This window comes from Methylobacterium sp. 391_Methyba4 (assembly GCF_029691625.1).
Classification (GTDB): domain Bacteria; phylum Pseudomonadota; class Alphaproteobacteria; order Rhizobiales; family Beijerinckiaceae; genus Methylobacterium; species Methylobacterium fujisawaense.
On the sequence record NZ_CP121475.1, the window covers coordinates 3744212 to 3770865 of the forward strand.

Genomic DNA, 26654 nt, shown 5'->3' on the forward strand with positions numbered 1-26654 from the left:
GCCGCCGATCGTGGTGTCGCGCCGGGCCTTGTCCGGCTCAGTCGCGGTAGGCGTTCCCGTCGAGGCCGTGCGGCCGGCCGGCGGCCAGGAGGGTTTCCCAGACGGGCTCGGGCAGCGGCACGCCCTCGGCGAGGCGTTCGGCGCGCATCCGCCGCTCCGGCTCGCCCGGCAGCAGAACCTCGGCGCCGGGCATCGGCTTGGCGCTCTTGAAGAAATCGAGATAGGCCCGTGTCTCGGCGGCGAGCACATCCTCGGTGCCGAGGGCGGCGGGCGTGACGTAGATCGACAGCATGCCGTTGCAGATCCGCCGCTGCCCGGGGCCGGCGGTTCCGGAGCCGGTGAGCGCGCCGGCGAGCAGCTCACACATCAGCGCGAGGCCGGATCCCTTGTGCTCGCCGAAGGCCCGGATCGCCCCGGCGCCGCGCTGGTTGTCGCGTTCGACGCCCTCCAGCGGTCCGAACAGCGTCGCCGGATCGGCGCTCAGGCGGCCGTCGGGCTCGATCAGCGCGCCTTCCGGCAGCGGCTTGCCGCCCCGGGACGCGACGAGCACCTTGCCCTCGGCCACCAGCGAGGTGGCGAAGTCGAGGATGATCGGCTCGGAATCCGGAACCGGGAAGCCGGCGGCGAACGGCGCTGTCGAGAACCGGCGCTCCACCGAGCCGAAAGGCGCCACGAGGAGGCTGCCCGCCACGTTGACGAAATGCACCGAGACGAGCCCCGCGGCCGCCGCCCGCTCGGCCCACTCGCCGATCCGGCCGATATGCCCGGCATGCCGCAGGGCAATGATCGCGACACCGTTCTCCCGCGCCTTGGCGATCCCGAGATCGACGGCGACGGGGCCGGCCGTCTGGCCGAATCCGTAATGGGCGTCCACGAGGGCGAAGTTCGGCGCGTCGGTGACGATCTCGGGCGTGCGGCCGGCCTCGACCTCGCCCGCGCGCAGCCATTCGACGTAGCGGGTCACCCGGACGACCCCGTGGCTGTCGTGGCCGGTGAGGTTGGCCGCCACCAGGAACCGGCCGATCCGTTCGGCCTCCGGCTCGGCGCAGCCCTCGCGCACGAAGATGTCCCGCACATAGGCGGACAGCCTGTCGGCCGAAATCCGCATTCCGTCCCTCCCTCGCCGCGCTTCACCGAGCGCGTGCGGGATGAACCTAGCGGTCTCGGACGTGCAGGGCGAGCACCCGGGGGTGACGGGAGACGCCACCTGTCGTCCCCGAGGGCTCGGTCAACGATCCGACGGGACCGGGCCGGGCGGATCGCCGTAGGGATAGAAGTGGGCCGCCCGCATCTGCGCGTAGGGGAGATGATCGAGCCGCACCGTCCCGAGGAACGGCTCCGGGGGCTCCACCAGCAGGATCGTGCGGGCGTAGCCGCTGTCGTCGAAGCCGCGCCGGAAATGCACCCGCGACTTGATCGCCACGACGTCGAAATCGGCCGGCTCCAGGCCGAGACGCCACAGCTCCTCCGGGTCGACGATCTGCGCGAGCTGCGGGCTCAGGACGAGCACGTTGCCGCCTCCGAAGGCGACGCAGATCCAGGTTCCGCCGCCACCGCCGCTGCCGGCGACACCGGGCTCCGGTGCCGCGACGACGCGCAGCACGGTTCCGGTGATCCGCACCGGATCGCCCGCGGACGGGTCGCCGCCGCCGCCGACCGGTGCGTCGAACGGGTCGCCCACCGCGATCTCCCGCGCCGCCGCCAGGACCGCGGGCGATGCGACGGTGGCGACCAGGGTGCGGGTGAGACCTTGCCGGAGGATCTCGCCCAGCAGCCAGGTCGCCCGGCCGGACCGGTCGCTGTGGTCGGCGAGGACGACCGGAACGGCGCCCTCCGCGACCGCCGCCCGGGCGAGGCGCACGCCGTCGGCGATCGTATGGATCCGCGTCGCCTCGAGCAGCGAACGCCGCTGCCGCCACGCGAAATCCGCGACGTCCCGCGCCGCGCGGTCGGCGAGGTCCGGATCGCCGTTGGTGATCGCCTGCACGGTCATCCCGCCATCCGGAGCATCGCCCCACGGGAAGCCGAAGAAGACGTTGACGAACACGTCCGGCTCGCGCGCCTCCCAGACGAGGGCGCGCTGCACGAGGTCGGCCCAGGGCGTGGCACCGGTCCATTGGACCACGGTGGGTGACAGGATCGGCACCTTGAGGGTCCGATGCGCCGGCCGGTAATCGCCGCGCACGGCGCGGACCAGCATCCGGGCGGCCCGCTGGCCCTGGAGGTGGCCGTCGTAATGCGGGAAATACTTCACCGCGAAGGCCAGGTCGGCATGGTCGAGGAAGGCCTGATCCTCGTTCCCGTGCAGATCGAAGGTCCCGACGAGAACCGCCGCGTCGCCCACCGCCGCGCGGACCTGCCGGGCGATGTCGGCCTCGGGCCGGGGAACGCCGCGCACCGCCATCGCGCCGTGCAGCGCGAGGTAGACGCCGTCGAACGGACCCGTCTCCCGCAACTCCGAGATCATCCGTCCGAGGAAATGCGCGTAGGCGTCCGCAGTGATCCAGCCGGAGGCGGTGCCGGTGCGCGGCCAGAGCGGCGAGGTGATGCCGACCAGCGCGACGCCGTCGTATTCCCGCGCCACCTGCACGAAGCCGCCCATGTAGCCCTTGGGATCGGTGGCGAGCAGCGCGTCTCCGGCGGCCGGCGAACCGGGATAGATGAAGTCGTCCCGGGTCGTGTCGTTCGGCAGGAACGTCACGGTCTCGTGCGTGAACTGGAGGACGGCGAGGCGCATCGATGGTGGGTCCTCTGGGATCCGGGTGACGATCAGGCGATCTCGCGCACGAGCTTGGCGATGAGCGCGCGGCCGAAGGCCGCGAAGCTCTCGGCGGTCATCACGAAGGCGCCCTCGCCGCCGATGACGACGGCCCGGTAATACGCCGCCAGACCGCCCGACGGGTTGGTGTGTTCCTTCAGAAAGTCCGGCATCCCCTCGGGATCGCTGAGGATCACGATGCCGTTCACCGTGATGCCGGATGCCACGGCGGCGTCCCGGGCCTCCGCGATGGAGCGCCCGGCATTGCCGGTGCCGTCGCCCGAGATGTCGATCACCCGCCGGTCGGCGCGGAACGGCGCCCGCGCCAGCAGATCGGTGGCGAAGGCGATCGCCGAGCCGATGGCGGTGCGGCCATAGAACGGGCGCGGTACGGTCAGCAGACGGGCGGCGAAGGCGGCCGCATCGCCGGCCGAGCCGATCACCATCCAGTCGACCGCCACCTGCTGCTCGCCGGGGCCGGCCCAGTCGAACAGGGCGACGCCGATGCGGCCGGTCGGGCCCTCGCCGATGGCGCGGAGCACGCGCGGATCCGCGAAGGCCTCCGCGTAGCCCCTGCGCTCGAGTTCGAACCGGGCCGCGCTGATGCTGAGCGACACGTCCGCCGCCAGGACGAGGAGGAGGTCCACCCCTGGATCGGCCGCATGGGCGCGGCGACCGGCCAGCGACAGGGCGGCAAGCATCCCGGACAAAAACGGGCGTCGCCGCATGGTCGACCCTCGATGGCAAGCGCCTGTGCGGAACGGCGGACGCTCACACCTCTGCAACGAGCCTGCCACCCCGCCGGTTCAGGCCGTCCGGCCGCACTGCGCAAATGGGGGCCGCGTCGCGGAAAAGTTCCGCCCCCGGCACGCGGATCTGCGCCGCTTTCCGCCGCATCACGCTCCCAACGCGCTGCCCTACCTGCCGCGGACCGAGGCGCTGATGGCGCCGCCTTTCCAGAGTCCGTCGACATGAAGCTTGTTCGCCGAATCGGTCGCGCCATCGAGAGCGGGATCGTCGGAGCCGTCACCGGTACCGTCGCGCTCGTCAGCCGGATGATCGACGGCGCGATCGGGCTGGTGGGCCGCCTGTCCGACCGGCTCGACGGCCGGCTCGCGGCGCTGGCGCGCGAGTCCCGGGCGCGCCACGAGCGCGAGGGCCGCCGACAGATCGACCCGATCTCGCTGAAATAGGCGTAGCCGGCACCCGGGCGCTACAGCCCGGGTCCCTTCGCGGCGCCGAAGATGCGGCCCGGCCTGCCATCGGCCGCGCCCTGGAGGAGGACGACCCAGCTGTCCGCGTCGGCGATGTGGGCCTGGGCATCGGGCACCTCGAAACTGATTGGCTGGCCCGTCCAGTGGCCGAGGCGCTGCATACCCCGCACGACGTTCACGTAGGTCGCCGTCCGGCCGCCATTCTCCCCGGCCTGGATCGCGATGGCGCGGCTGCGCAGCACCGGCACGAGCCAGACATCGCCGCGGATCTCGGTCTTGGCCTCCGGGGCCGCCCCGACCTCCACCAGGATCCGGTCGCCCTTCATCTCCCCCCGCACCGGGACCGGTAGCCCGCCGTGCTGGCAGGCCTCGCGGATCAGCCGGTCCAGGGCCGGCCGGTCGGAGCCCACGGCGAACCCGTTGCCGTCAACCACCACTTGCGGTGTGAAGACCTGCCGCGCCCCCCGGCCCCGGGCGTAGGCCCGCTGGCGTTCGGTCAACGGCCGCAGCGCCAGCGTGTCCTTCCAGCCGAGATAGTCCCAGTAGGTCACCGGCAGGGTCAGGGCGACGACGCCGGGCTTGCGGGCCAGATCGCGCAGAACCGGATCCGCGGCCCGGCAGGCGCCGCATCCCTGGCTGGTGAACAATTCCACCACGGCGCGGACCGGCTCGGCCCGCGCCGGCATGGCGGCGAGCGCCGCGCAGGCCAACACGGCGGCGCGGAGCGCGCGGCGGTCGCGGATCGGGGCGCGGGGCCGGGGCGTCATCGATCCATCAGACCGTCTGGGAGGCCGAAGGTGAAATCACGTTGGCTTGAGAAGCCTCTACCGTCGGTTGAGATAGCGCCGGCGTCACTCTCGCCCTCGGCAGCATGTCGGGCCGCCAGCGGCGATGCATCCACAGCCACTGTCCGGGATTCTCGCGCACCCAGCCCTCCACGACGGCTGTCATCGCCTGCATGGCGCCGGCCACGTCGATGGTCCCGTCGGCGGCCCGGGGCAGGTCGAGGGGCGGGGTCAGTTCCAGGCGGAAGCGGCCCTCCGGCAGGCGCACGACGCGCACGCCATGGACCGGGCAGTCGTAATGGCGGGCGAGCTTGGCGAGCAGCGGGTTGGCGAGGCAGGGCCGGCCGAGGAAGTTCACCACGACGCCGCGGGTGAAATGCTGATCGATGAGCTGGCCCAGATGGCCGCCATTCTCGACCACGTCGCGCATGGCGAAGACGGCCCCCGGCGTAGATGCGGCCAAGCCGCCCATCGTCTTGCGCCGGACCTCCTGGACCAGGCGCGCCGCGGCCGGATTGTTGGGCGGGCGGAAGACCGCGGTGGCGTCCAGGCCGAACCGGGCCGCGCAGATCGCCGGCAGCTCCCAATTCGCCAGATGCGCCGAGAAGATGAGACCTGGCTCGCCGTCGTCGCGCAGGGCGTAGAAGTGCTCGATGCCCGACACCTCGGTCCGCGTCGGGCCCGTCGCGGCGGGATCGTAATCGAACAGGGTGTCGAGATGGGCGTACTCGGCCCCCGTCCGCCCGAGATTGTCCCAGGCCTCCAGGGCGATCCGTCTCCGCTCTGCGTCCGGCAAGTCGGGGAACGCCGCCCGCAGATTCGCCATCGCGGTGCGGTGCGCCGGCAGGAGCGGTCCGAGGGTGCGCAGCAGCAGCGCCGCGAATGCCGTGGACCGCACCGGCCCGAGGAGGCGCGCCAGAAGGACCAGGGCCCGGATCACCGGGACCATGGCGAAGCCCGCGAGGCGCGGGTACGATCGTTTCAGCAGGAGGGCGAGACGCAGCACAATCGATTCCAGGGATACGGTCCGGGCGGCCCCCCAGCGACCCGTACGGCGACGTTTACGCCAAGTCTCTCGCGGCGCGAAATGCTGATCGCGACACCCGGAGACATTGCAGCGCCCGACGGGCGCGCCGCCGTCGGCGCTACAGGCTGACGAGGATCTTGCCGAACACCCGGCGCGATTCGAGCCGCTCCAGACCCTGCGCGAAATCGGCGAGCGGGTACACCGTGTCGACGACCGGCCGGATGCCGGCTTCCATCTTCGCGAGCGACTGACCGATATTGGCGAGCGAGCAGCCGAAGGAGCCGGTGATGCGGTATTGCTGCTGAAACAGCTGCATCAGGTTCATGGTGGTCGAGACACCCGAGGTCGACCCGCAGGTCACGAGGCGGCCGCCGCGCTTCAGACAGAGCAGGGAGCCGTTCCAGGTGTCGGCGCCGACATGCTCGAACACCACGTCGACGCCCTTGCGCTTCGTCAGCCGGCGGACCTCGCCCTCGAAGCGCTCGGTGCGGTAGTTGATGACGTGGTCGGCGCCGAGTTCCGCGGCCTTGCGGCCTTTCTCGTCATCACCGACGGTCGTGTAGACGGTGCAGCCGATCGCCTTGGCCATGCGGATCGCCCCGGTGCCGATGCCCGAGCCGCCGGCATGGACCAGCACGCTCTCGCCGGGCTCCAGCCGGGCATTGTCGAACAGCATGTGCTGGACCGTGCCGAAGGCGATGCCCGCACAGGCGGCGTCGGTGTCGCTGACCCCGTCCGGCACCTTCACGACGAGGCGGGCCGGCAGGGTGACCAATTCCCGGGCGAAGCCGTCGAGATGGAAGCCCATCACCCCGGACACGTCCTCGCAGAGGTTGTCGCGCCCCTCGCGGCAGGCCCGGCATCGGCCGCAGGTCATGGCCCCGTAGGGCACGACCCGGTCCCCGGCCGCGAGGCCGGTGACCCCCGCTCCGACCGACTCGACGATCCCGGCCGCTTCCGCGCCGACGATCAGCGGCATCTTCCGCTTGGCGAAGGCCATGCCGCGGAAGCCCCAGACATCGATGAAATTGAGGCCGACGGCGCGGATGCGGATCCGGACCTCGTCGGCGCCCGGTGCGGGCGGCGGCTCGATCTCGGTCAGGCGCAGGTCGCGGTCGCCGAACAGCTGCAGGGCTTTCATCGTCTCTCTCATCACTCCGGCGCCAGATATCGCCGCCGCGCCCAGCCCAGGACCCGTCCGGCCTTCACCCGGCACCACGTGGTGCGGCTCGGCGTGTCATTTGTGCAGCCGAAGACCAGGGCGCGCGTGCGGATCTCGCCGATCTGCTCGGCGGAGGGGTCCGGCTCGGCGCGGATGCTGAGCGGCTCGCCCGGCGGCAGGCCGGAGATCCGGTAGACCTGCGGCTCCGCCCGGGCGTGGCCCGGGATCAGGACGGCCGCACAGCAGAAGGCGGCGAATAGGGCGAAGCTGGCGCGCATCGTCAGGATGGTCCGGTTCGGCGGGGCCACCGGTCAGGACCGGTGGACACCCATCATGGCGGTCAGGCCGCCATCGACGGGCAGCACGGCCCCCGTGATGTAGGCGGCCCCCTCGCCCATCAAAAAGGCTGTCAGCGCCGCGACATCCTCGGGCCGCCCGAACCGGCCGGCGGGAATCTGGCGCTCCATCCCGTCCCGGTAGGCGGCGTAGCGCTCCATCATGGCGGTGTCGACGAAGCCCGGGGCGATCACGTTGACGGTCACACCGCGCTTGGCGGTTTCGATCGCCAGCGTGCGGCAATAGGCGATGAGCGCGCCCTTGGTGGCCGCGTAGGCCGCGTTGCCGGCATTCGCCCGCAGGGCGGCGACGGACCCGATCGCCACGATGCGGCCCGACCGCGCCCGGGTCATCTCCCGGACGAGCGACTTGGCGAGCCGCGTCAACGAGAAGAAGTTGACCTGCATGGCCGCCTCGGCACGCTCCTGATCGAGCATCGCCGCGAGGGCGTCACAGGACTGGCCGGCATTGTGGACGAGGCCGTAATAGCCCGCCGCTTCCGCGATCTCGCAGAACGCCTCCAGCGCCCCCCGATCGCCGAGATCGACGGAATGGGCCGCGAAGGCCCGGTCCGGATGCGCCGCACGCAGGTCGGCCAGCAAGGCCTGCGCGGCCTCGGCGGAGGCGCGATAGGTGAAGTCGACGCTCAGCCCGGCCTCGGCCAGGGCGCGGACGATCGCGGCGCCGATTCCGGACGCGCCGCCGGTCACGAGGACGCGGCTCTGGGCAGGTGCGGCGCTCACGCGGGCTCCGCGCCGAAGACCAGGCAGGTGTTCTGGCCGCCGAAGCCGAACGAGTTCGACAGCACCGTGCGCACCGGCAGGTCGCGGGCGGTCTCGACGATGTCGAGGGCGATGGTGGGGTCCGGCACCCGGTGGTTGATGGTCGGCGGGATCCGGCCGTGGCGGATGGTCAGCAGCGAGACCGCGGCCTCGATGGCGCCCGCCGCGGTCAGGGTGTGGCCGATCATCGACTTGTTCGAGGTCACCGGCAGGCTGGCCGCGCGGGCGCCGAACACGGCCCCCAGGCCCAGGGCCTCCATCTTGTCGTTCTCCGGCGTCGAGGTGCCGTGCGCGTTCACTGTGTCGATCGCCTCGGCCGCGACGCCGGCATCCTCCAGGCTGGCCCGGATCGCCGCGATGATCGGCGCGCCGTCGGGACTGGAGCGGGTGCGGTGGAAGCCGTCGCCCTTCTCGCCGCAGCCGAGGACGTAGCCGAGGATCGCGGCGCCCCGGGCGATCGCGGCCTCGGCGTCCTCAAGAACCAGAGCGGCCGCGCCCTCGCCCATCACGAAGCCGTCCCGGTCCTTCGAGAACGGCTTCGAGGCCGCTTCCGGCGCATCGTTGCGGGTGGAGAGCGCCGAGAGCAGCGAGAAGCGGATCAGCGATTCCGGGTTCACCGACCCGTCGGTGCCGATGCAGAGCGCCGCCGCGGTCTCGCCGCGCCGGATCGCCTCGACGCCGAGCTGGATCGCCGTGGCCCCCGACGAGCAGGCGGTGGAGAGCGAGATCGGCGAGCCCTTGGTGCCGAAACGGTCGGCGATGCGGTCGGCGACTGTGCCGAAGATGAACAGGTCGTGCCAGGGATCGAAGCGGCGCGTCGCGGCAGCCCGCAGCAGGCCGGCATAGTCGACCGGACCGTCGCCGCCCGCGGCCTCGGCCAGGGCCTGCCGCTGGGGCCATTCCATCTCCACCGGCGGGACCGCGATGAACAGCGCGCCCGGGAAATCGCCGCTGGTGCCGATCCCGGCCTGCGCCACCGCTTCCTCGGCGGCGACGGCAGCGAACCGCTCCGACAGGAGCGGCGCGACGAGGGGATCGGTGTCGAGGAAGTCTACCGTCCCGGCGATGCGCGTGCGCAGACCGTCGGTGGGAAACCGCGCGATGGCATGAATGCCGGACCGGCCCTCGGTCATGGCCGTCCAGGTATCGGCCTGTCCCCGACCGAGGGAGGAAACGACGCCGATGCCGGTAACCGCGACGAGCGGCCGGCCCTTGGCGTCGCGGTAGGATCGCGCGCTCATGGAGCGGTCCTTACGGGATTTTCCGCCGCGGTACACCTCCGGACCGAGGGGCTTGCGGCCGCGCTGCCATCATTCCGAGGCGCCGGAGGCGAGGCCGGGACGATGGCAACGCGGTCTCGGATCGGCGACGTCCGAGACTCGGCGCGCCGCCTCTCCTGTGCGGCCGGAACCACCAGGCTGCAGGTTTCTAGGTGCGCGGGGCGTTGGCGAGACGGAGCACGGTCTGCAGCAGCACGTCGGCGCCGGCCGCGCAGTCGGCCTGTGTGGCGGATTCGGCCTCGTTGTGGCTGATCCCGTCCTTGCACGGCACGAAGATCATCGCGGCGGGCACCTTGGCGGCGAGGTTGCAGGCATCGTGGCCGGCGCCCGAAATGATCCGGCGCCGCGCATGCCCCAGGCTCTCGGCGGCCGCATCGATCGCCGCCACGATGGCGGGATCGAACGGCACCGGCTCCTTCCGCCAGATCCGCGTCAGCGCGATCTCCAGGCGACGGCGTCCGGCGATCTCGGCGGCCGCCTCGGCCAGGGCCGCCTCCATGGCGTCGAGGGTCGCCGAGCGCGGGTCTCGCACATCCACCGTGAAGGCGACCCGGCCCGGCACGACGTTGCGGGACGGCGCCAGGATCGCGGCCTCGCCGATCGTGGCCACGGCAGAGGGCGCGTGCGCCAGGGCGATCCGCTCGGCCGCGAGGGCGAACTCGGAGAGGGCGAGCAGCGCGTCCCGGCGGCGCGGCATCGGCGTGGTGCCGGCATGGCTCTCGAAGCCGGTGATGACGCCGTCGAACCACATGATGCCCTGGCCGCCCTCGACCACGCCGATGGTCTTGCCTTCGGCTTCCAGGATCGGGCCCTGCTCGATATGCAATTCTACGAAAGCGCCGATCTCCCGCGTGCCGACGGCCTCGACCCCGCGATAGCCGATGGCGTCGAGGGCTTCCGCCACCGTCGTGCCGGCGGCGTCGCGCTTGGCCAGGATCTCGTCGGTGGTGAAGTCTCCCGCATAGGCCGCCGAGGCCATCATGGCGGGGGCGAAGCGCGAGCCTTCCTCATTGGTCCAGTTGACCACGAGCAGCGGCGCGTCGGTCTCGATCCCGGCATCGTTCAGGCTGCGCATCACCTCGAGGCCCGCCAGGACGCCGAGGACGCCGTCGAACTTGCCGCCGGTGGGCTGGGTGTCGAGATGCGAGCCGAAGGCGATCGGCTTGCGGGCCATGTCCCGGCCCGGCCGCAGGGCGTATTGGGTGCCCAGCGCATCGACCGACACCGTCAGCCCGGCCGCCTCGCAGGCCTCCCGGAACCAGTCGCGGACCTGGCCGTCCTCGGCCGAGAGCGTCAGGCGGTTGATGCCGCCGGCCGGCGTGCCGCCGAACGCCGCGGTCTCCAGGATCGTCGCCCAGAGTCGCGCACCATCGGCGCGCAGGTTGTGGGTCTTGCTGAGGCTCATCTCGGCCATGCCGGTTCCTTTCACGGCGGGTCGCCGTGCGACGGGGTCTTTATAGGCGGGCGCGGCCGGCTGGGCAGCGCGTCCGCGCCGAGCAACCGCGATGCCAACCGGATCTGTCAGACCGGCGGGCGCCGGACCGGATTCGCGCGGAGCAGTCCGATCGCGTCGACCCGCAGGGCTACGGCGATCTCGCCGAGGGCGCTCGCCTCGATGTTGCTGATCCCGTCCTGATCGGCGACGTCCGCGGCGATCAGGAAGACGTTCTCGCGCTGGTTCGCGGGGCGCTCGACGACCGCCGCCACATGGCGCAGATTCTCGGCCCGGCCGAGCCGGGTCCGCGCCCGGGCGATGCCCTCGTAGAGTTCGGTCTCCAGCATCAAAGCGTCGTAGCCCTTCATCAGGACCGGGTCGGCCTTCAGGCCGAGCAGAGCCGCATCGAATTCCGGACCGGCGACCTCGCCGTCGGCGACGATGACGTTGGCCGCGGCCGAGACCGCCGCGAGCATCAGCGCCTTGTCACCGGCATAGGCCGTCACGGTACGGCCGACATGGCCGAAGAGATCGCGCAGAAGGCTCATTCGGGACTGTCGGCGGCAGGGTCGGACGTCGGGAGTGATCGGGAGGGATAGCAGACGGCGGCGCGGAGGAAACCCATCCCCGAAGGTCAGCCCATAAAAGGGGTCGGATCCCGAGACCAGACATCCTTCGGCAACATGGCCATGCGAGTTTTTCGGTCGACCGCGTTCCAAAGCGCGGCCGGCGAAATGCGGCTTCAGCGATTCCCCCTCCGCGGAAGCCGTGCACGTCGTCACGCCGCCGGAACGAAGTTCGGGTGCCCCCCAGGCCCGCGCTTCGAGCCGGCGGCGGTCTCCCCCGGGCAATACTCCGCCGCTATCGACCGGGCCGGCGGGCGCCGGATCTGTATCCCGCGCCGATAAACGCCCCGGGTCGGTCGGCGCTCCGTCCGTCAAAAAGCGCGTTCCGTGGCTCGGCGCGACGCGGATCGACCCGTTCGGCCTCCGGTACGGTTCGGGCGCTCGCCCCGTCGACGCGGGTCGCCGTTGCGGCGCCGGGCTCCCCCGACGGTCAGAGTTCTCGACGATCCCGAATCCGCCTCTCCGGATCAGACGCCCCCCGGAGACGACGAGATGTCGGGCGCGCAGGTCAGGATGGCCTGCGCGGCACCGCCCTCACGAGGGGCGCCGCGCAGACCCGGCTCCGGCCCGCAGTGCGGCCCGGATCGCGTCAGCGCCAGAACGGCTTGACGTCGAGGAGGTCGGACCGGGCCTCCGCGGCGGCGTCGAGCAGCTTCTGAGCCCCGGGGTCGTCCGGTCCCGGCATCGGCGGGCCGGACAGGCTCTCGGTCATCGACCGGGCCGTCTCCAGATCGTTGAGTGCGCCGAGATGGTCCTGCAGGTCCGAAAGCGCGGCGCCGAACTTTTCCTGCCGGCGGACTGCTTTCTTCTTCCGGTAGAGATCGGCGAAGAACTCGGCGCCGTAGCGCAGCTTCTTGGCGGCGATCCGGGCCCGATGGCGGGTATGCGGGTCGAGGTGTCGGAGACCGCGCCCGCGCTTCTTCAGCCGCGACCGCGCCTTATCGAGCACCTGCGCCGCGAAGTGACGCCCGTCGACGGCGGCGTCGGGCCCGTCGGCCCAGGACCCCGCCTCGACCCAGCCGGCCAGGTCGATGATGAGCGCGCGCCATCGCGGGCTTTCCAGGGTCGCCATCACCGCCTCGTAAGCGACGGCGCGCTCCGCTTCGGCCCGCTGGCGCAGCGCGTCGAGACCGGGCTCGTCGGGCCGCTGCTTGGCGAGATCCGGAAGCGTGTCGCTGAGGAACACGTCGAGGTTGCGGGCGTGACCGAATGGCTCGGTGACCTGCTTGATCGAATCGTTGAAGCCCGCGGCCCGGGGATCGGCCTGCAGCATCGGGCCGAACAGCGACAGCGCCGAGCGCAGGCGCCGCAGGGAGACGCGGATCTGGTGCAGGGCCTCGGGCGGGCGCCCCCCCTCCAGGAAGGCGGTCTCGTTGAGGCGCATGTGGCGCAGGCAGGCGCGCGCCACGTGACGGAAGACGTCCCCGGCACTCGCTCCCTCCGGCAGGTCCACCGGCTCGGCCTTCACCACCGCCGGGCCGCGCCCGTCGAGCAGGGCGTAGCCGACCGCGCTCTTCGCGCGCACGCCGAGGCGCAGCGGCACGCTCTCGGCGAGGGACTGGGCCAGGACGAACAGATCGGCCGGGGCGCCGTCCTGGAGTTCCAGCTCGACTTCGCAGAGCGGTGCATGGCCCCGCGCAGTCTCGACCTGGCCCTCGTCCAGGGTGACGAGAATCCGGGACGTGCCCTGCTCCACCGGGATCTCCCGGCGCATCACGACGGTGGAGAAGACCCGCTCCAGAGGGGCGTCGGCCTTGCGCAGGATCCGCTCCGCCGCCGTGTCGGCCCAGGCGGCCGGGTCGGGCGCTTCCCCGGCGATCTCGGTTTCCCACTCGGCCCGGTCGAACAGGCCGACGCCGCCGCTCCCGGCCTTCACGGTCTGGACGTGCCGGCCGCCCTTGGCGCGCACCCGGAGGGTCAAGCCGGCCTCGCGAAGCGCGCCGTCGGGGGTGTCGTAATAGGTGGTGACCAACCGTTCGGGCTCGGCTGTCGCCGCGTGCTTCAGCCGGGGGTGGGACGCGAGCGCCGTCAGGTCCGGACCGGCGCAGTCGAGCTTCAACTCGACCTCGCGGGGTTCCTCGGCGGCGTGGCTCTCGGTGTCGCTCATACGCTCCTCTTGATGACCTGCCTCGCCTAACGATGCACAGATGCCCCTGGGTTGCATCGGCCCGCGCGGCATCGGCATCGGGGCGTGACCGTCCGACGCACCCGATCCACCAAAGGCGGCAGGCCTCCCGGCGTCAAGCAGAGAGCGCGGCACTCCGGCACGGAAGCCCCATGCTGCACTGCGTTAAAAACGCGCTTTCCCGGAACGGCACGACGTGGCAAGACAAATTGTCCACAATCCATCTGCCGCGCACGCCCCCGCCCCGACCGTCCGGCGGCCAACGGCGCCGCAACGCGCCGGCGCGGCGGATTCTCCTTTCGCGCGAGCGGTGCGCCCCGGGTGGACGGCGGCACCGCGGAGATGGTCCGGTCGGTGACTGCATTGAAGACACTCCTCGTCGGCGTGATCGGGCACGTCGATCACGGCAAGACGGCCCTCGTCCGGGCGCTCACGGGCGTCGATACCGACCGGCTGAAGGAGGAGCGCGCCCGCGGCGTATCCATCGTGCCGGGCTTCGCGCTGCTGGCGTCCGATCGCGGTGAGATCGACCTCGTGGATCTGCCGGGCCACGAGCGGTTCGTCCGCGCCATGATTTCCGGCGCCACCGGCATGCGGGCCGTCCTGCTGGCGGTGGACGCGCACGAGGGCATCAAGCCGCAGACGGTGGAGCATCTGGAGATCGCCCGCCTCATCGGCGTGCGCCGCGGCGTGCTGGCTCTGACCAAGGCGGACCTGGCGACGCCCGAGACCGTGGCGGCCCGCGCGGCCGAGATCGCCGCCGCCGCCGCCCGCGCGGGGATCGCGGCCGGTCCGGTCATCGCGACGTCGACCGTCACCGGCGCCGGCCTGCCGGAGCTGTCGGCCGCCCTGTCGGGGCTGCTGGACGAGACGGAGCCCGGCCGCGACGACGGCTTCCCGTATCTTCCGGTGGACCGGGTCTTCTCCCGGCCGGGATTCGGCACCGTCGTCACCGGGACGCTGCGGCGCGGACCGCTCGCCGTCGGCGACACGGTGGAGATCGCGCCCGGCGGCCGCACGGCGGTGGTGCGTGGCCTCCAGATTCACGGACGTGCGGTGGAGCGCGCCGAGCCCGGGCGCCGCACCGCGGTCGCCCTGCGCGGGATCGACCTCGACGAGGTCGCCCGCGGGCAGGCTTTGTCGCCGCCGGGCCTGCTCGCCCCGAGCGCGTGGCTCGACGTGGCGATCACCGCGGCGGCCGGTGCGGACGCCCTGGCGGGCGGCTCGGCCTGTCGCCTTCTGTTCGGGACCACCGAGGTCGAGGCGCGGCTGCGCCTGCTCGACCGTGATGCCCTGGAGCCCGGCGCCAGCACCCAGGCCCAACTCCATCTCGGCGAACCGGTCGCCGTGCCGGCACGGGAGCCTTTCGTGCTGCGGCTCGACTCGCCCTCCGTCACGGTGGCGGGCGGGCGGATCCTCGATCCGGCGAGCCGCCGCCGTCGGCGCCACGACCCGCGGGTCATGGCGGACCTGGCCGCACTCGCGGCAGGCCATGCCGGAGAGGCGATCACAGTCCGCCTCGGTCAGCTGGGCGCGGCCGGGGCACCCCTCACCGAACTCGCCCGGATCGCCGGCATCGCGCCGGAGCGTGCCCGGCAGATTCTCTCCGAAGCGGGCGCCCGCGCGATCGGCGACCGCTACATCGGCGCCGCAGCCTTCGCGGCACTGCGCAGCGGCACGCTGGCGGCCCTCGCCCACCATCACCGCGACAACCCGATGGATCACGGGATCGCCCTGGAGCGGCTCGCCCGTGCCCTGGCGCTGCCCGAGACGGTGACCGGTGCGGTGCTGCGCGACCTCGCGGCCGCGGGCGCTGTCGCCCAGGCGGGCGCCCTGTGGCGGCGAGCCGAGTTCGACCCGGCCCGCAACGAGAGCGAGGCCGCCCGCCGGCTGGAGCAGGTCTTCCGCCGCGCCGGACTCAGCCCGCCCGACGAGGCGGAGGCCATCGGACGCGACGTGCGGCGGCGCGAAGCGCTCACCTACCTCGTGGGCGCCGGCACGGTGATCCGCGCCGTCGACCGGGTCCAGCGCCGCGCCGTCCTGTTCCACCGGGAGGCGGTCGCCACCGCCAAGACCCGCCTCGTGGAGGCCTTCCCCGAGGCCGGGACGCCGGACATGGGCTTCCTGGCCCGGGAAGCGGGCGCCACGCTGGGAATCTCGCGCAAGTTCTCGATCCCCCTGCTGGAGCACCTCGACGCGACGGGCTTCACCCGCCGGGCGGGGGATCGCCGGGTGATCGTGGCCCTCGAACCCGCGCGCGCCGCACCGGACGCGGGCTGACGGCCGCCGGGGCGCTCCAACGACGCCGCGGACCAGTAAGCAGATGGGGTGGATGGCTCCCGCTCCGACTGACGGCATCTCGGTGCCAAGATGTGGTCGCTGCCGAAGCAGCAGCCACGCTCATGCAGGAGCCATCCCCATGGAGATCACCACCGTCGGCATCGATCTGGCCAAGAGCATCTTCCAGGTCCACGCCGTCGACGCAGCTGGGCACGTCGTCGTGCGCAAGGCTCTGAGGCGGGCGCAGGTCGTGCCGTTCTTCGCCAAGCTGCCGCGCTGCCTGGTCGGCATGGAGGCGTGCGGCACGGCGCATCACTGGGCCCGGGAGCTCATGAGCCTGGGCCACGACGTGCGGCTGATGCCGCCGGCTTACGTGAAGCCGTATGTGAAGCGCGGCAAGACCGATGCGAACGATGCCGCTGCAATCTGTGAGGCGGTCACGCGCCCGAGCATGCGCTTCGTGCCGGTGAAGTCGACCGAGCAGCAGGCGGCGCTGGCGCTGCACCGGACGCGCGACCTGCTGGTCAAGCAACGCACGCAGTTGGTGAACATGATCCGCGGCCTGCTCGCCGAGTTCGGGATCGAGATGGCGCGGGGCCTGCGGCACGCGCTCGAACTGGCGGCCCGGCTCTCGGCCGGAGACGCGGCCGAGGTGCCGCCGCTCGCCCAGCGCGTGGTGACCGGGCTGGCCGATCAGATCGGTGCCGTGCAGATCCAGCTCACCCGACTGGAGAAGGAGTTGCTCGCCTGGCATCGGGACAGCGACCTGTCGCAGCGCCTGGCGACGATCCCGGGTGTCGGCATCGTGTCGGCAACCGCGTTGGCCGCCTCGGTGAGCGAGCCCGAACGCTTCCGCTCCGGTCGGCAGTTCGCGGCCTCGTTGGGCCTGACACCGCTGCAGAACTGCAGTGGCGGCAAGGAGCGCCTGGGCCGGATCTCGCGCATGGGCGACCGCTACCTGCGCCGGCTGCTCGTGGTCGGCATGACCTCTCTGATCCGGCGTGCGAAGACGACACCGACCTCGGTCGACCCGCGGCTGCCGGCGCTGCTGCAGCGTAAGCCGGTGCGCGTGGTGACCGTTGCGGCGGCCAATCGCACGGCGCGGGTCGCCTGGGCGATCATGACCCGCGGCGGCACCTACCGCGCACCGGCGGCCACGGCCGCCTGACAGCACGCAGAGGAGACGTTTCCAGGTTGCGAGGACGATGAGAGTTGATGGCGAACCGGTCAGACCGGGAGCCGGGACACCCCGCCGCTAGTCCAGGGCGTCATAGCCCGCAAAGCAGAGTGGGACCCAGCTCGCGGATCCCATCAGGGCCAGCGGTCAACATGAACGACTGCATCGACAGGCCGGACACAAGACTGCACCCGACCAACCCGTCAGAAGCTCAATTCGCCACTTGCAATGCGGGAGCCATCCACACAGGACTAGTAGTCAGCGCCGAACCAGTCGCCGGCCCCCGGCTCGTAGCAGGTGTAGCCGATCAGGCAGTTCGGGTTGTCGCGAGTCGGACGGAAGGCGCGCTTGGCGATCTCGGTGGGCTCGCAGAACGACCGGTCGCGGACGAACCGGTCGTAGGTCATGCCGCCGGTCCCCAGGACCAGGGCGCCCCGGGCCTGAACGAGGCGGATCGTCTGCTGGCAGGTCATGGCCGTGCTGGACGGCCGCGTCTGCGCCGCGGCGGGTGACGCGGCCAGGACCAGGGCCGCCGCAATCCGGGTCATCATCGCCGACGCCTGTCCTCGTCCCATCGATCCTGCGGACAACACGCCGGGGACACGCACCCGTCCTGCGTCGCCTCGCCGCAAGGTCGTTCGTCGCGGACGGCGCTCCCGTCCCCCTGGGGTCCGAAGCCCTGCGGCCGGGCCGATCGAAGCCCGGCGTCAGACCTCGAAGGATTCGACGTACACGGTTCCCGGCGCCTGCCGGCGCGCGGCTTCCTCAATCCGGGCGAGCTGCGCCTCGGCGCGGCCGCAGGGAAACCCGTAGCGGGCGCGGACGCGCGCGCTGGCGATGCCCAGGGCAAGGCGGCTCAGGGCGACGAATTCCGCGACGGGATAGTCCTGCCCGACCGCGAGGTGCTCCTTGATCACCAGCGAGGGCGCGTAGCAGGCCTCGCGGGTGCCATCCGGCCAGCGGATATGGAAACGCATCTCAGGCATCGCGGGGGATCCGAAGGGTGTTCCAGGCCGCGGCCCCCGTCGCGGCCGGCAGCACCGGCGCGTCCCGGGGCGCCAGTTCCGCGTAGGTCGGCAGGTGGCGCGCGGCGCAGGCATCCCAGACATGGGCCCGGGCGACCTCCCGGCCGGCATTGCGCAGGCGCCCCCGCCGGCCCGGTTCGAGACTCGCCTCCATGGCCGCCGCGATGGCGCCCGTGTCCTCCGGGTTCACCGACAGGGCCTCGCCGGGGGCGAGATACTCGGTGAAGGGCGGACGGGCGGAGACGATCACCGGCGTGCCGCAGGCCATGGCCTCCAGGACGCACAGGCCGTAGCCTTCCATGAGCGAGGGAAACACCAGGGTATCGGCGATCCGGTAGAGGCTCGGCATGTCTGCCTGGTCCACCGGGCCGGTTCGGATCACCGGACGGCCGGTACCGACCGCGAGCCCCTCGCGCTCGAGGGCGGCGCAGCAGCGGGCCTCGTATCCCGCATGGTCGAGCAGCGAGGCACCCCCGGCCACGACGAGCTGCGCGCCGGGATGGGCGCGGCGCAGGGCCGCGAAGGCCTCGATCACCGCCAACGTGTTCTTGCGCGCCTCGAACCCGCCGACGCTGAGGAAGACCGGGCCGCCGCCGAGACCGAGGCTTCGACGGAGGGCCTCGTCCTCCGGTCCGGGATCGGGCGTGTAGGTCGCGCTATCCACGCCGGTGCCGACCACCTCGGCTCGGGCGCCGTATTCCACGGCCAGCGTCGCCGCCCAGGTCCGGCTGAGGCAGAGCAGGCGCCCGGCATCGAGGATAGCCCGCTCCTCCCACTGCGCAAGCTGCGCATCCGTAGACGCGTCGATGTGGTGGACGGTACGCACGAAGCCCGGGATGAGGCGGCGGCGGGTCAACGTGGCGAGGGCGTTGCCGCTGATGCAGCATTGAGCGTGAAACACATCGAAGTCGCAGGCGGCGGGGGTGGAGAAATGGGCGAGGTAGTCGGCGATCCGGGCACCGACCAGCGCGGCAGCCGATCCGCCCACCGGCTTAGCCGCGACCGAGATCGCCGGACATCGCGCCGCGCGGAAGAAGCCGCGTCCGGTCGGATCGGGGGCGTGGACGACCGCCTCGTGGCCGAGCCGGCACAGGGCCTCTCCGAGAGCCAGAGCGTGGGCCACGCCGCCGCGCGGATGGGTCGAGTGCGTGAGGATCGCGATGCGCAAGCGGCCGACCGGGGGACGGTTCATGGAGGCCTCAAGCCGGTCGGGGATCGCGCCCGAAACCCTGACCACGCGCTCCGCCGCCCTCACGGAGATGCGCCCAGCACCGGTCGCATGGTTCATGCCGGATGCTGCAGCATCCTGCCGAAACGTCGCGTCGGCGCCGTTTCGGGGGCCGGCCGGTCGCCAGCCCCAAAAGCCGCCTAATTTTGCGTTACGAATTCAGTGTGTTTTCAAGCTCGGCACGGAACCGCTCTTTTCAGCACCGTGTGTCAGACTGTATCTAACGCTCACGTGAGCCGGAGCCGTCGGTCCCGTGTCCAAGTCGCTGAACACTGCCTTCCCCGCCCGCAAACTGCTGCGCCGTCTGGGCTTGCTCAGCGCCTTGCTGGTCCTGCCGACGGCGGTTCTGGCCTATGCGGACCTCCTGCCCGAATCGCTCGACATGCTGGGTCTCGACCTGCGTGAGAGTCCGGACCTGCCGCACGTCGCCCGTCAGATCGCCATCGGCGCACCGCTGAAGATCGTGGCCTTCGGCTCGTCCTCGACGCAGGGTATCGGCGCGTCGAGCCCGGCCAACGCCTACCCGGCCCGCCTCCAGATCGACCTCCGCAAGAAGCTGCACGGAATCGACGTCGCGGTCATCAATCGCGGGATCGGCGGCGAGCACGTCGACGACATGCTGGCGCGGCTCGACCGGGACGTCATCGCGGCCGAACCGCAGCTCGTGATCTGGCAGACGGGGAGCAACGATCCGCTGCGCGGGGTCTCGGTCGAACATTTCCGCGAGGCCACCGTGTCGGCCATCCGTCGGATCCGCGAGGCCGGGATCGACGTGGTGCTGATGGAGCCGCAATGGTGCCCGAAGCTGGAAGCCACGCCGGGCGCCTCCCGCTTCCGTGACGCGGTCCGCAGCATCGGCGACGACCTCGACGTTCCGGTGATCCGCCGCGCCGATCTCATGCACGGCTGGGTGCGCGAGGGTAAGCTGACCACCAAGCAGCTCTTCGCCGCCGACGGGCTCCACATGGCCGATCGCGGCTACGCCCTCCTGGCCGAGGCCGCGGCGCAATCGATCCTGCAGGATGCGGGTCCTGTGCGGAGCTTCGAGCCTGTGGCCGAATAGAGGGCGCCCCACCGCCCCTTCCGGCTGGACTCGGCCGGCGAAGCTCCCCATCTCGGCGCGATCGAGAGCGGAGCCGAACCTTGAGCCAGGATGCATTCAGGTATGAAGACCGGGGCGCGGTGCCCCAGATGCACGCGACCACGATCCTGATGGTGCGCAAGGGCGGCCGTGTCGTCATCGGCGGCGACGGTCAGGTCAGCCTGGGCCAGACCATCGTGAAGGGGAATGCCCGCAAGGTCCGGCGCCTGGCCAAGGGCGCGGTGATCGGCGGCTTCGCCGGCGCCACGGCGGACGCCTTCACTCTGTTCGAACGCCTCGAAGCCAAGCTTGAGCAATATCCCGGTCAGCTGACGCGGGCCTGCGTCGAACTCACCAAGGATTGGCGGACGGATCGCTACCTCCGCCGCCTCGAGGCGATGATGCTGGTCGCCGACCGCGATGTCAGCCTGCTTCTGTCGGGCTCGGGCGACGTTCTGGAACCGGAAAGCGGCGTCATGGCTATCGGCTCGGGCGGCAATTACGCCCTGGCGGCCGCCCGCGCGCTGGAAGACGGAGACCTCGATGCAGAGGCGATCGTCCGGCGCGCCATGGGGATCGCCGCGGAGATCTGCGTCTACACGAACGGCAATCTGGTGATCGAGACCCTCGAAGCCTGACCTCCCGCGGCTGCGGCCTGAGCCGGCGTCGACACCGTACGATCGACGCCGCTTCTCGCACCGTGGCCGCCCGCATCCGGATCGTCGGGGCGCTCATGCCCCGCCGGGGCGGGCTACGCGGCGCATCCTCATCGCGCACGCAGCGGACTTTGCGATGCGGGTCGTATTCGCGTGCTTTGGGGATGAGAAGTGACCTCAGCCGGCGACGGGAAATCTTCACAATCCGATATTCGGCAATGGCAATTCCTCGTTCAATTAACCGAGTGATGTCAAAACGGTCAAATCCGTTAAATCTTGTGCATCTCATCTATCGAGTACGATAGCCCTCGGATCCATCACTGAAATTTGAGCGCCGCAGCCGCCCTTTCGCGGCGCCGTTCCAGCCAAAAATTACGATGACGACTGCATAGGTAAGGGAATTTTTACGCTATAAAATGCATAGTCGGCCCATAATAAGCAAAATTCGTCGCGCAACATGCGCGCTGAGGGCTGAACTATGCGATCGATTAATGACGTCCGCATCGTGACGAAACTGACCGCCGCCTTCGGCAGCTTAGCGGCGGTCACGGTTGGGATCAGCGCGATCGGATACAGTCATCTAACGTCGATCGAGCGGGTCAATCATCTTACGGAGCATACCTACCAGGTCATCTCTGCGCTCGACGGCGTGACGCAGTCGATGCTGAACCAGGAAACGGGGCTCCGCGGCTATCTGCTCTCGGGCGACCCGAAATTTCTGGAGCCGTTCCGCAACGGCCAGAAGGCCTACAAGGCGGCGCTGGAGACCGCGCAGGCGCTCACGGTGGACAACGCAGCGCAGCAGGCGCGCCTGGCGGCCGTGAACAGCTTGGCCGCGACCTGGTCGAACGACATCGCCCGGAACGAGATCGCCCTCGTCGAGGCGGGCCAGCTCGACGCGGCGCGCCAGATCGAGGCGAGCGGGGCCGGGAAGGCGTCCATGGACGCCCTGCGCGCGAAGCTTGCCGACGCGGACCAGGCCGAGCGGGAGCTCCTCGCGGCCCGCAGCGACGAACAGGGACGCTCGTTCAGCGCGGCCTATCTCGCCAGTCTTCTCGGCAGCGTGGCCAGCGTCCTCATCGCAGCGCTTCTGGCGTTCCTGGTCTTCGCGATGCTGACCCGCCCGCTTGGCCGGCTCGTCGCGGTGCTCCAGCGGATGGCCCGGGGTGAGATCGAGGCCGAGATCGCGGAGGCCCGACGCGGCGACGAGATCGGCGCGGTCGGGCGGGCCGTGGAGGGAATCAAGACCATGGTCGCCAGGAAGGCGGCCGAAGATGCCGAGATCAAGCAGATCGCCGACACCGCGGCGGCCGCCGAGCGGCGGCGGACCATGATCGAGCTGGCCGACAGCTTCGATCGCGCCGTGGGCGGGATCGTCGGGATGGTGTCGTCCTCGGCCACGGAGCTGCAGGCGACCGCGCGGACCATGTCGGCGACCGCCTCCGAGACGTCGAGCCAGTCGACCACGGTGGCGGCAGCCGCCGAAGAGGCGGCCACCAACGTGAACACGGTGGCGGCGGCGGCCGAGCAGCTGGGCTCCTCGGTCCAGGAAATCGGCCGGCAGGTGGACGGTTCGGCCCATCTGGCGCAGCGCGCCGTCTCGGACGCCGACCAGACCGGCGCCCTGGTCCAGGAGCTGAGCAATTCCGTATCGCGGATCGGCGACGTGGTCGGCCTGATCTCGAACATCGCCGGCCAGACCAACCTGCTGGCGCTGAACGCCACCATCGAGGCCGCCCGCGCCGGTGCCGCCGGCAAGGGTTTCGCCGTCGTCGCCGCCGAGGTGAAGGCGCTGGCCGAGCAGACCGCGAAGGCGACCCACGAGATTTCCGGCCAGATCGCGCAGATCCAGGCGGTGACCGGTCAGGCCGTGACGTCGATCGGCGGCATCACCGAGCGGATCCGGGAGATCAGTGGCGTCGCCACCTCGATCGCCGCCGCAGTCGAGCAACAGGGCGCGGCCACGCAGGAGATCGTCCGGAATGTCGCGCAGGCGGCGGTCGGCGCCGGCGAGGTGACGAGCAACATCTCGGGTGTTGCGGGCGCCGCCGAGGAGACCGGCATGGCGGCCGGCCAGGTGCTCGACGCGGCGTCCGAGCTTTCGCGGCAATCGGAGAAGCTGACCGCCGAGGTCGACCGGTTCCTCGTGAGCGTCCGCGCGGCGTGAGCAGTGCCGCGCAGCGGGCTTCCGGCGACGGAGGCCCGTTCGTCAAAACAAATAATGCCGACGGCGATTAGTTTACGCAGCTTTGACGAATAACCGGCATTTTAGCGCCAATCGAGCCTCTGCGGTTGGATCTCAATGAAAATCGGCGGAAAACTTCTGGGCTTCGTCGGCGCGTGCAGCCTGACGACGCTGATCGTGGCCGGGGTCAGCGTCGCGACGCTGAGAAGCTTCGAGCATTCCCTCACGAGCGTCGAGAACGCCTCGATCCGGGCGCTCGACGCCGCCAACTTCAACCGCCTCGCCGCCGAAGTGACCATGGATTCGCGGGGCGTCTACGCCTCCGCCGACCGCACGGAGGCGGCCAAGTACACCGCCGGCATCCGCAAGGGTCTGGCCGAGATGGACGCGCTCCGGGCGGACTGGGCGCCGCGGGTCACCGAGGCCGAGCGCCCGCTCTTCGACGCCATGGTGCGCAATGCCGAGGCGTTCCGGGCCCTGCGCAGCGCCCTCGCGGAGGCTGGCGACACGACCGGCCCCAAGGCGGCCGCCGAACTCGGATTCAACGACGCCAACCGCGCCAACCGTAAGGTCTTCCAGGCGAGCATCGATGCCCTGGTGAAGCAGGGCCGGACCGAGATGGCGGCGATCAAGTCGGACACCCAGGCGCTGTTCCAGGCGCGGACTCTGCTCCTCCTCGGCCTCGCGCTGGCCGGAACCGCGATCTGCTGCGCCCTGGGCCTGCTCATCGGGCAGCGGCAGATCGCCCGGCCGCTGCGGGCGGTCTCGGAGGCGATCCAGCGCCTCTCGCGCGGCGACCTGACCCTGCCCGCGATCAAGCCGGGGCGCGACGAGATCGGGGCGATCTGGACCAGCATGCAGGTCTTCAGCGACACGATGCGCGAGGCCGAGACCCTGCGGCACGAGCACGAGCGGATGCGGGTCGATACGGCGGCGCGCAAGCGTTCCGAGATGGCCGGGCTCGCCGATCAGTTCCAAAGCAACCTCGGCGGGCTGGTCGATCACCTGGCCGGAGCGGCAGCCGGCTTGGAGCGCGCCGCCGCCACCATGGCGGGCAACGCCGATCACGCCGGCACGCAGTCCCAGGCCGTGACCCGCGCCGCCGAGACCACCGCCTACAACGTCGAGGCCGTCGCCGCCGCCACCGAGGAACTCGCCGCGACGGCGAGCGAGATCGGCGTTCAGGTCACGCAGACCTCCACCGCGGCCGAGGGGGCCGTCGAAGCGACGCGGCGGACCCGGACGAGCGTCCAGGCCCTCGCCCGCAGCGCCGAGGGCATCGGGCAGGTCGTCTCCCTCATCTCCACGATTGCCGGCCAGACCAACCTGCTGGCGCTCAACGCGACGATCGAGGCCGCCCGCGCCGGCGAGGCCGGGCGCGGCTTCGCGGTCGTCGCCACCGAGGTCAAGGATCTGGCCACCCAGACCGCCAAGGCCACCGAAGAGATCGCCGGGCAGATCGCCGCCATGCGGGCGGCGACCCACGAGGCCGTCGCCGCGATCGAGGAGATCGGCGGCACGATCGAGCAGGTCCACGGCATCGCCCTCGGTGTGGCCGCGGCCGTCGAGGAGCAGCAATTGGCCACGCAGGAAATCGCCCGCAGCGTCTCGGAGGCCGCGAGCGGCACCCGCTCCGTCACCGAGACCATGGCGCTGGTCCTGGGTGCAGCCCGCGAGACCGGCGCGAGCGCCGCGGAGGTGCTGGCGGCCGCCGCCGACATCGCCCGCCGCTCCAACGGGCTGGGGAGCGAGGTGGCGGGCTTCGTGGCGCAGGTCCGGGCGGCCTGACGGTCCCGCCGCTGCGCGCGGATGTTGCATTGCAGCGCGCAGGCCCCTAGGGTCCGCGCATTCGCAAGGACCCGGTGAAAGCCCGGGTGGCTCTTCCGGCCGCCGATCCGCCGGACCACGCATTCGAGACGCGCCATGACCCGCCAGCGACGCGGGCACGCCGCTCGTGCGGAATCAAGCATGTCACTCAGCTCACCCGGACAGACCGGGTTTCTCCGGTCGTGGACATCCAACATCCGCGGCGACACCCTCTCGGGGATCGTCGTCGCCCTCGCGCTGATCCCCGAGGCCATCGGCTTCTCGGTCATCGCCGGCGTCGACCCGAAGGTCGGTCTCTACGCCTCCGTGGTCATCGCCTGCACCATCGCCTTCGCGGGCGGCCGCCCCGCCATGATCTCGGCCGCCACCGCCGCCACCGCCGTCGTGATGGTCGAGCTCGTGCGCGACCACGGGGTGCAGTACCTCTTCGCCGCCACCATCCTGATGGGCGTGATCCAGATCCTGGCCGGCCTCCTCCGGTTGGGCCGGCTGATGCGGTTCGTCTCGCAGTCGGTGATGACCGGCTTCGTCAACGCCCTGGCGATCCTGATCTTCCTGGCGCAGATGCCCGAACTGACCGGCGTCACGCCGGCGACCTACGGGCTCATCGCCCTGGGCTTGGCGATCATCTACGGCGTGCCGCGGATCACCCGCGCGATTCCCGCCCCGCTCATCGCCATCGCGGTGCTGACGGCGATCACCGCGATCTTCCACCTCGACGTCCGCACGGTCGCCCATCTCGGCGCCCTGCCCTCGGCGCTGCCGAGCTTCGCCCTGCCGGACGTGCCCCTCACCTTCGAGACCCTGCGGATCCTTCTGCCCTACGCGGCGACGTTGGCCGCGGTCGGCCTGCTGGAGAGCCTGCTCACCGCGCAGATCGTTGATGACCTGACCGACACGGGCAGCGACAAGAACCGCGAATGCATGGGCCAGGGCGTGGCCAACATGGCCTCCGCGGTGTTCGGCGGCATGGGCGGCTGCGCGATGATCGGCCAGTCGGTGATCAACGTCTCCTCGGGCGCCCGCGGCCGCCTCTCGACGCTGGTGGCCGGCGCCTTCCTGCTGCTGCTCCTCGTGGCGCTGCAGGATCTGCTCGCCGTGGTGCCCGTGGCGGCCCTGACCGCCGTGATGATCATGGTCTCGATCAACACCTTCTCCTGGCGTTCCCTGGCCCGCCTGCGGACCAACCCGCTGCCATCCTCCGCGGTGATGCTGGCCACCGTCCTGGTCGTCGTGGCCACGAAGGATCTCGCCATCGGCGTGCTGGTCGGCGTGCTGCTCTCGGGCGTGTTCTTCGCCGGCAAGGTCTCCCGTCTCAACCGGATCACCTCCAGCCTCTCGGCCGATGGCCGGACCCGCACCTACGCCATCACCGGGCAGGTGTTCTTCGCCTCCGCCGGCACGTTCACCGAGGCGATCGACGTGCTGGAGCCGGTCGAGCGTCTCGTGATCGACGTCAACGCGGCGCATTTCTGGGACATCTCGGCCGTCGCAGCCCTCGACCGGGTGGTGCTGAAGGCCCGCGCCCGCGGGCGCCTCGTCGAGGTCGTCGGCCTCAACGCCGCCAGCTCGACCCTCGTCGAGCGGTTCGGCCAGCACGACAAGCCCGGCGTCGCAGCGGTGCCGGCAGCGCATTGAGGCGGCTATCGGCCCACGCGGCGCCCC

23 protein-coding genes and 1 other annotated feature are annotated in these 26654 nt (G+C 71.2%); of the genes, 8 read left to right on the top strand and 15 right to left on the bottom strand.

From position 1 onward, the window contains the following. Positions 1–37 precede the first annotated feature (37 nt). The 3 genes from P9K36_RS17495 to P9K36_RS17505 form a co-directional block, all read right to left on the bottom strand. Positions 38–1108, bottom strand: coding sequence for a malate/lactate/ureidoglycolate dehydrogenase (locus P9K36_RS17495; protein ID WP_043758305.1), 1071 nt, complete (start codon positions 1106–1108; stop codon positions 38–40). 120 nt (positions 1109–1228) lie between these two features. Next, on the bottom strand, positions 1229–2737 hold the full coding sequence (locus P9K36_RS17500) for a M81 family metallopeptidase (RefSeq protein WP_278305583.1): 1509 nt from the start codon (positions 2735–2737) through the stop codon (positions 1229–1231). Between the two features lie 32 nt (positions 2738–2769). Further along, a complete protein-coding gene (locus P9K36_RS17505) occupies positions 2770–3486 on the bottom strand; it encodes a DUF1194 domain-containing protein (protein WP_043352785.1) in 717 nt (238 codons plus the stop codon). Positions 3487–3729: 243 nt separating this feature from the next. Here P9K36_RS17505 and P9K36_RS17510 point away from each other — a divergent pair, with 243 nt between their 5' ends. After that, on the top strand, positions 3730–3951 hold the full coding sequence (locus P9K36_RS17510; protein ID WP_075380498.1) for a hypothetical protein: 222 nt from the start codon (positions 3730–3732) through the stop codon (positions 3949–3951). 20 nt (positions 3952–3971) lie between these two features. Here P9K36_RS17510 and P9K36_RS17515 read toward each other — a convergent pair whose 3' ends face one another. From P9K36_RS17515 to P9K36_RS17555, 9 genes are all read right to left on the bottom strand, one after another. Next, positions 3972–4739 carry a DUF1223 domain-containing protein gene (locus P9K36_RS17515; protein ID WP_051975901.1) on the bottom strand — a complete coding sequence of 256 codons (768 nt, stop codon included), beginning with the start codon at positions 4737–4739 and terminating at the stop codon, positions 3972–3974. Positions 4740–4746: 7 nt separating this feature from the next. Beyond that, positions 4747–5763 carry a lipid A biosynthesis lauroyl acyltransferase gene (locus P9K36_RS17520; RefSeq protein ID WP_278305584.1) on the bottom strand — a complete coding sequence of 339 codons (1017 nt, stop codon included), beginning with the start codon at positions 5761–5763 and terminating at the stop codon, positions 4747–4749. Between the two features lie 139 nt (positions 5764–5902). Next, positions 5903–6925: a zinc-binding dehydrogenase gene (locus tag P9K36_RS17525; RefSeq protein WP_043352778.1), complete on the bottom strand. Its 1023-nt coding sequence runs from the start codon at positions 6923–6925 to the stop codon at positions 5903–5905. A gap of 11 nt (positions 6926–6936) precedes the next feature. Then, the gene (locus tag P9K36_RS17530) at positions 6937–7254 is read right to left on the bottom strand and encodes an SH3 domain-containing protein (RefSeq protein ID WP_278305585.1); all 318 of its coding nucleotides are present in this window, start codon (positions 7252–7254) and stop codon (positions 6937–6939) included. A gap of 3 nt (positions 7255–7257) precedes the next feature. After that, complete coding sequence (locus tag P9K36_RS17535; protein WP_111473831.1) at positions 7258–8025, bottom strand: SDR family NAD(P)-dependent oxidoreductase; 768 nt, start codon at positions 8023–8025, stop codon at positions 7258–7260. Continuing rightward, the gene (locus P9K36_RS17540; RefSeq protein ID WP_043378480.1) at positions 8022–9305 is read right to left on the bottom strand and encodes a beta-ketoacyl-ACP synthase; all 1284 of its coding nucleotides are present in this window, start codon (positions 9303–9305) and stop codon (positions 8022–8024) included. Before P9K36_RS17540 ends, P9K36_RS17535 begins: the two co-directional genes overlap by 4 nt. Positions 9306–9492: 187 nt before the next feature. Beyond that, positions 9493–10749 (bottom strand): Zn-dependent hydrolase, encoded by a 1257-nt coding sequence (locus P9K36_RS17545; RefSeq protein ID WP_278307295.1) that lies wholly within the window; start codon positions 10747–10749, stop codon positions 9493–9495. 116 nt (positions 10750–10865) lie between these two features. Then, positions 10866–11327 carry a tellurite resistance TerB family protein gene (locus P9K36_RS17550; RefSeq protein ID WP_278305586.1) on the bottom strand — a complete coding sequence of 154 codons (462 nt, stop codon included), beginning with the start codon at positions 11325–11327 and terminating at the stop codon, positions 10866–10868. A 667-nt stretch (positions 11328–11994) separates the two neighbouring features. Beyond that, positions 11995–13512: a CYTH and CHAD domain-containing protein gene (locus P9K36_RS17555; RefSeq protein WP_278305587.1), complete on the bottom strand. Its 1518-nt coding sequence runs from the start codon at positions 13510–13512 to the stop codon at positions 11995–11997. Positions 13513–13872: 360 nt separating this feature from the next. Between P9K36_RS17555 and selB the strand changes: the two genes are divergently transcribed. Both selB and P9K36_RS17565 read left to right on the top strand, forming a co-directional pair. After that, positions 13873–15810: a selenocysteine-specific translation elongation factor gene (gene selB / locus P9K36_RS17560; protein ID WP_278307296.1), complete on the top strand. Its 1938-nt coding sequence runs from the start codon at positions 13873–13875 to the stop codon at positions 15808–15810. Positions 15811–15949: 139 nt separating this feature from the next. Further along, complete coding sequence (locus P9K36_RS17565; RefSeq protein WP_043758515.1) at positions 15950–16978, top strand: IS110-like element ISMmg2 family transposase; 1029 nt, start codon at positions 15950–15952, stop codon at positions 16976–16978. Positions 16979–17238: 260 nt separating this feature from the next. Here the strand turns inward: P9K36_RS17565 and P9K36_RS17570 are convergent, their stop codons facing one another. The 3 genes from P9K36_RS17570 to P9K36_RS17580 form a co-directional block, all read right to left on the bottom strand. After that, positions 17239–17538 (bottom strand): hypothetical protein, encoded by a 300-nt coding sequence (locus tag P9K36_RS17570; protein ID WP_078947409.1) that lies wholly within the window; start codon positions 17536–17538, stop codon positions 17239–17241. A 156-nt stretch (positions 17539–17694) separates the two neighbouring features. Continuing rightward, on the bottom strand, positions 17695–17973 hold the full coding sequence (locus P9K36_RS17575; RefSeq protein ID WP_278305588.1) for an MSMEG_0570 family nitrogen starvation response protein: 279 nt from the start codon (positions 17971–17973) through the stop codon (positions 17695–17697). Then, positions 17966–19204, bottom strand: coding sequence for an MSMEG_0565 family glycosyltransferase (locus tag P9K36_RS17580; protein WP_043351689.1), 1239 nt, complete (start codon positions 19202–19204; stop codon positions 17966–17968). Before P9K36_RS17580 ends, P9K36_RS17575 begins: the two co-directional genes overlap by 8 nt. Before the next feature lie 289 nt (positions 19205–19493). Between P9K36_RS17580 and P9K36_RS17585 the strand changes: the two genes are divergently transcribed. From P9K36_RS17585 to P9K36_RS17605, 5 genes are all read left to right on the top strand, one after another. Next, a complete protein-coding gene (locus tag P9K36_RS17585) occupies positions 19494–20303 on the top strand; it encodes a GDSL-type esterase/lipase family protein (protein WP_043378491.1) in 810 nt (269 codons plus the stop codon). A gap of 128 nt (positions 20304–20431) precedes the next feature. Beyond that, positions 20432–20959, top strand: a complete 528-nt coding sequence (hslV, locus tag P9K36_RS17590; RefSeq protein ID WP_043351688.1) for an ATP-dependent protease subunit HslV — start codon at positions 20432–20434, stop codon at positions 20957–20959. A gap of 496 nt (positions 20960–21455) precedes the next feature. Continuing rightward, complete coding sequence (locus P9K36_RS17595) at positions 21456–23144, top strand: CHASE3 domain-containing protein (RefSeq protein ID WP_091994680.1); 1689 nt, start codon at positions 21456–21458, stop codon at positions 23142–23144. 135 nt (positions 23145–23279) lie between these two features. Continuing rightward, positions 23280–24950 (top strand): methyl-accepting chemotaxis protein, encoded by a 1671-nt coding sequence (locus P9K36_RS17600; RefSeq protein ID WP_278305589.1) that lies wholly within the window; start codon positions 23280–23282, stop codon positions 24948–24950. Positions 24951–25014: 64 nt separating this feature from the next. Continuing rightward, positions 25015–25070 (top strand) — a sequence feature (sul1 is cis-regulatory element that is thought to sense ions involved in sulfur or methionine metabolism; They are found in Alphaproteobacteria). Between the two features lie 60 nt (positions 25071–25130). Then, positions 25131–26627 carry a SulP family inorganic anion transporter gene (locus P9K36_RS17605; RefSeq protein WP_278305590.1) on the top strand — a complete coding sequence of 499 codons (1497 nt, stop codon included), beginning with the start codon at positions 25131–25133 and terminating at the stop codon, positions 26625–26627. Positions 26628–26654: the final 27 nt, after the last annotated feature.

Excerpts from the sequence above, each read along its gene's own strand:
- P9K36_RS17495 (WP_043758305.1), bottom strand. The coding sequence starts at position 1,108 with ATGCGGATTTCGGCCGACAGGCTGTCCGCCTATGTGCGGGACATCTTC.
- P9K36_RS17500 (WP_278305583.1), bottom strand. The coding sequence starts at position 2,737 with ATGCGCCTCGCCGTCCTCCAGTTCACGCACGAGACCGTGACGTTCCTG.
- P9K36_RS17505 (WP_043352785.1), bottom strand. The coding sequence starts at position 3,486 with ATGCGGCGACGCCCGTTTTTGTCCGGGATGCTTGCCGCCCTGTCGCTG.
- P9K36_RS17510 (WP_075380498.1), top strand. The coding sequence starts at position 3,730 with ATGAAGCTTGTTCGCCGAATCGGTCGCGCCATCGAGAGCGGGATCGTC.
- P9K36_RS17515 (WP_051975901.1), bottom strand. The coding sequence starts at position 4,739 with ATGACGCCCCGGCCCCGCGCCCCGATCCGCGACCGCCGCGCGCTCCGC.
- P9K36_RS17525 (WP_043352778.1), bottom strand. The coding sequence starts at position 6,925 with ATGAAAGCCCTGCAGCTGTTCGGCGACCGCGACCTGCGCCTGACCGAG.
- P9K36_RS17540 (WP_043378480.1), bottom strand. The coding sequence starts at position 9,305 with ATGAGCGCGCGATCCTACCGCGACGCCAAGGGCCGGCCGCTCGTCGCG.
- P9K36_RS17545 (WP_278307295.1), bottom strand. The coding sequence starts at position 10,749 with ATGAGCCTCAGCAAGACCCACAACCTGCGCGCCGATGGTGCGCGACTC.
- P9K36_RS17550 (WP_278305586.1), bottom strand. The coding sequence starts at position 11,327 with ATGAGCCTTCTGCGCGATCTCTTCGGCCATGTCGGCCGTACCGTGACG.
- P9K36_RS17555 (WP_278305587.1), bottom strand. The coding sequence starts at position 13,512 with ATGAGCGACACCGAGAGCCACGCCGCCGAGGAACCCCGCGAGGTCGAG.
- selB (WP_278307296.1), top strand. The coding sequence starts at position 13,873 with ATGGTCCGGTCGGTGACTGCATTGAAGACACTCCTCGTCGGCGTGATC.
- P9K36_RS17565 (WP_043758515.1), top strand. The coding sequence starts at position 15,950 with ATGGAGATCACCACCGTCGGCATCGATCTGGCCAAGAGCATCTTCCAG.
- P9K36_RS17570 (WP_078947409.1), bottom strand. The coding sequence starts at position 17,538 with ATGATGACCCGGATTGCGGCGGCCCTGGTCCTGGCCGCGTCACCCGCC.
- P9K36_RS17575 (WP_278305588.1), bottom strand. The coding sequence starts at position 17,973 with ATGCCTGAGATGCGTTTCCATATCCGCTGGCCGGATGGCACCCGCGAG.
- P9K36_RS17580 (WP_043351689.1), bottom strand. The coding sequence starts at position 19,204 with ATGAACCGTCCCCCGGTCGGCCGCTTGCGCATCGCGATCCTCACGCAC.
- hslV (WP_043351688.1), top strand. The coding sequence starts at position 20,432 with ATGCACGCGACCACGATCCTGATGGTGCGCAAGGGCGGCCGTGTCGTC.
- P9K36_RS17595 (WP_091994680.1), top strand. The coding sequence starts at position 21,456 with ATGCGATCGATTAATGACGTCCGCATCGTGACGAAACTGACCGCCGCC.
- P9K36_RS17600 (WP_278305589.1), top strand. The coding sequence starts at position 23,280 with ATGAAAATCGGCGGAAAACTTCTGGGCTTCGTCGGCGCGTGCAGCCTG.
- P9K36_RS17605 (WP_278305590.1), top strand. The coding sequence starts at position 25,131 with ATGTCACTCAGCTCACCCGGACAGACCGGGTTTCTCCGGTCGTGGACA.